3 protein-coding genes are annotated in these 3,309 nt (G+C 55.8%); 2 read left to right on the top strand and 1 reads right to left on the bottom strand.

Annotated features, from left to right (window positions below; genetic code table 11):
- Positions 1–191 precede the first annotated feature (191 nt).
- Entirely contained in the window at positions 192–674 is a 483-nt protein-coding gene (locus EOA27_RS28545; protein ID WP_245491181.1) for an ABC transporter permease, read from the bottom strand.
- 683 nt (positions 675–1,357) lie between these two features.
- On the opposite strand from EOA27_RS28545, the gene EOA27_RS28540 reads away from it, so the two are divergent.
- Positions 1,358–2,458: an ABC transporter substrate-binding protein gene (locus tag EOA27_RS28540; RefSeq protein WP_127257801.1), complete on the top strand. Its 1,101-nt coding sequence runs from the start codon at positions 1,358–1,360 to the stop codon at positions 2,456–2,458.
- 188 nt (positions 2,459–2,646) lie between these two features.
- Positions 2,647–3,309 (top strand): ABC transporter ATP-binding protein (locus EOA27_RS28535; protein WP_245491182.1); only part of this gene is annotated, 663 nt, incomplete at its 3' end.

Raw genomic sequence — 3,309 nt, 5'->3', positions numbered from 1 at the left:
ACGCAACATCGAAGCATTTTCAGTTCGGCACCTCGACGATCGCAACGCCTGCGAGTAGTGCCGACCTCGGGTAGAGTGGTAGGATCGGTTTTGCACGTGAGGGCAGGTTCTCCTGTTCTGCTGCGACGCCATGATCGAGATCGGGGATCATTGCGCCGAGCACGCGGAAGCGCAAGAGCAAGAGCTTATGCTCAGGGAGGCGAAGGCCAGGTCATCCGCCGCAGTATGAGGTGCGGTGCGATGAGGGCGAAGTTCCGGCCTTCGGCAACGATATTGCCCCAACTAGGGTTCTCTGGCGGAACGCCAACACCTACAAAGCCGAGATAGGCTTCGAAGAGAATGGCCAGTCCACAGATATATGTCGTCTGCACAGCAATCGCGGCGAGCGCGTTCGGCAGGATATATTTGAACTGCAGTCGCAGAGGCCCAGTTCCGTAAGATTGAGCCGCCTCCACGAACACTTGCTCGCGGAGTGTCAACGTTAAGCTTCTAACCAGGCGCGCAACCACGGGCACTTCCGGGACGGCCAAAGCTATGATGACAGTCAATATCCCGCCACCGAAAATCGTCGCCAGCGAAATCGCAAGCAGGATTCCCGGTATCGCCATCATACCATCCATGATTCTCATCAAGATATTGTCTGACAGCCGTCCGGCTCCGGCGAGGAGACCCAATACCGTTCCTGCAGTGGTCGCTAAGGCCGCAGTGCCCACTCCTATCGCAAGCGAAACCTGCCCGCCGTAAAGCACCCGGGCGAAAACATCGCGCCCGAACACGACGCAAAACAGCAGGACGGCTCGATCTACGATGCTCCCGGCTCGATGCGCTGCCAGCAACCCCAGCGGCACAGCTAGTATCAGTGCTACTAAGGTTGCCGCGATTGCGAGGGTGATTGTCGGCTCGGCTCGATCCAGGATAGATTCAGTACAGGCTGTCCCGAGAAGAGCGATAGTCCGGTCTGTCCCCCTTAGCATCGTAGGCACGCGCGACAGCCCATTTAGGAGCCGAAAGCAGAGTCAGAATATGATGAGCAATTCATAGAATGTACTAATACGATACCTCTGCCGAACAGCAGCTTTTTTCGGAATGTTTATCCCCTAAATTAGTGCCTTTGGGGCAAAAAAGCAACTTTTGCGCGACCCTCGCCTCATTGAGCCAGCTTGAATGAGAAGCGACCGTGAGGCGGCAAGTTCCCAAATGTCCTATTGCATTCACTCGAATGAACGGCTAAGTTTCGTCCTGAATACGGCATCGACGATTTGAGTCACCTCCGCATGCGGGCGACTGCACGAAATATCGCCGATTGTACCGATTCCCAGCCAATGACGGTTAATGGGAGCACAGGGGAGAGTATCTAATGAGCTATCGGCTAAACCGCAGACGTTTCATGCAGTCGACTTCGTCCGCTCTCGCGTTCGGGGCGTTGTCTTCAGTGGCTGGTCGGGCTTCGGCGCAATCACCGGGTGAAGTGCGGGTTATGGTGGGCGGCGGTGATTGGGGAAAAGCCAATATCGAAGCCTATGTAAAACCGTTCGAGGCCGAAACCGGCATTAAGGTCCAGACGATCACCGATGATATTCTTCTCGCCCAAATGGAGCTAATGGCGCAAACAAAAAACGTCACTGTCGACGTTGTCGTTATCGGTATAGGTGACATTGGCGCTGCAGTGCGCAAAGACCTCGTCGAGCAAATTGATTATTCCATCTATAATAAGGACGAGCTTGACGGAATCTCTGACGCTTTTAAGCACCCTTATGCCGTCGCCTCCTCAGTTTATTCGTTCAACATGGTTTATAATACAAAGGCATATCCGCCGAGTAAGCCAAGGCCTACCTCCTGGTCAGAGTTCTGGGATGCTGAGAAGTTTCCCGGGCTGAGGGTGATGCGGTCTGGGGAGTCTGGCGAAGGGCCTTGGGAGGAAGCGCTGCTGGCGGACGGCGTTCCTGCCGATAAGCTGTACCCGCTCGACATTGACCGCGTTTTTGCAAGCCTGGATAAAATAAAGCCTCATGTTCGAAAATGGTGGGCAACAGGGTCGGAGATCCAACAGATACTACACGACGGAGCTGCAGATCTTGCGCATTCCTTCGATGGTCGTGCTCAGCTGCTGATTGATCAGGGAGCGCCGGTGGAGATCAATCGAAATCAAGCCAAGTTGACCTTTGACTATTGGGTGATCTCCAAAGGCAGCCCTAACGCCAAGAATGCCCAGAAGTTTCTGGAATTCGCCACTCGAGCCAATAATCAAGCGAATTTCTCGAAGCTATTCTCTCTTGGCCCGAGCAATATAAATGCGTTTAAACTCATTCCCGACAACATCGCTCGCAAGCTTGCGAGCCACCCTGACTATAAGGCCAATAGCATTCCTCGTAATGCACAGTGGTACAGCGAGATTGGTGCGGACGGGCTGACCAACCAGCAGCGATTTGCGGAACGCTGGAAGGAGTGGTCACTTTAGCGCCCACACCCAGTATACTCGGCAAGGCGGCTTATTGCTGCCTTGCGCCCCTTTATCCGTATGGAGCCACAATGTCGGTTGTCCCTGTTCACGAACAGCGAGTACCCGTAGCTGATGCTCCGGCCAATATCGGGCCGGACAGTGGCCGTCTTGCCGCGCCACAGATCGAATTTCGCAGCGTCACCAAAATGTATGGGAAGGTCACTGCGGTTAGGGACCTGTCGTTGACGGTACGTCGCGGCGAGTTTTTGACTGTTCTTGGCCCGAGCGGTTCGGGCAAGACCACAGCTTTGATGCTGCTCGCGGGGTTTGAGGCGCCAAGTCGTGGCGACATTCTTATTGCTGGGCAGTCGGTCGCTGCAGTGCCCTCCCATCGGCGCGACCAGGGGATCGTGTTTCAGAGCTACGCGCTGTTTCCGCACCTGACAGTGCGACAAAACCTTGCATTTCCGCTCGAAATGAGAGGTATCAAGGCCGCTGAGAGGGCGGCTCGCGTCACGCGCATGCTAGAGCGCGTGCATCTCGGTGATCTTGGCGGCCGCATGCCATCCCAACTGAGCGGCGGACAACAGCAGCGCGTGGCCCTTGCACGAGCGCTGATTGCCGATCCGCCCTTCCTGCTGCTCGACGAGCCGCTCGGCGCGCTCGATCGCAATCTTCGCGAACAAATGCAGATCGAGATGAAGAACCTGCACAAAGAGTTCGGCATCACCACGCTGTGCGTTACGCACGATCAGGAGGAGGCGTTAACTCTATCTGATCGCATCGTCGTGATGCGCGCCGGCCAGATCGAGCAGATCGACACGCCGGAAGCCCTCTACGACAGGCCGGCGACGCGCTTCGTCGCAAAC

It is taken from the genome of Mesorhizobium sp. M2A.F.Ca.ET.037.01.1.1 (assembly GCF_003998075.1).
In the GTDB taxonomy this organism is placed as follows: Bacteria; Pseudomonadota; Alphaproteobacteria; order Rhizobiales; family Rhizobiaceae; genus Mesorhizobium.
The sequence above is the reverse complement of the archived record's forward strand: the minus strand, read 5'-3'. Positions and strand labels throughout refer to the sequence as shown.

What these genes read in the sequence shown, in the direction of transcription:
- EOA27_RS28540 (WP_127257801.1), top strand. Translation starts at nt 1,358, where the DNA reads ATGAGCTATCGGCTAAACCGCAGACGTTTCATGCAGTCGACTTCGTCC.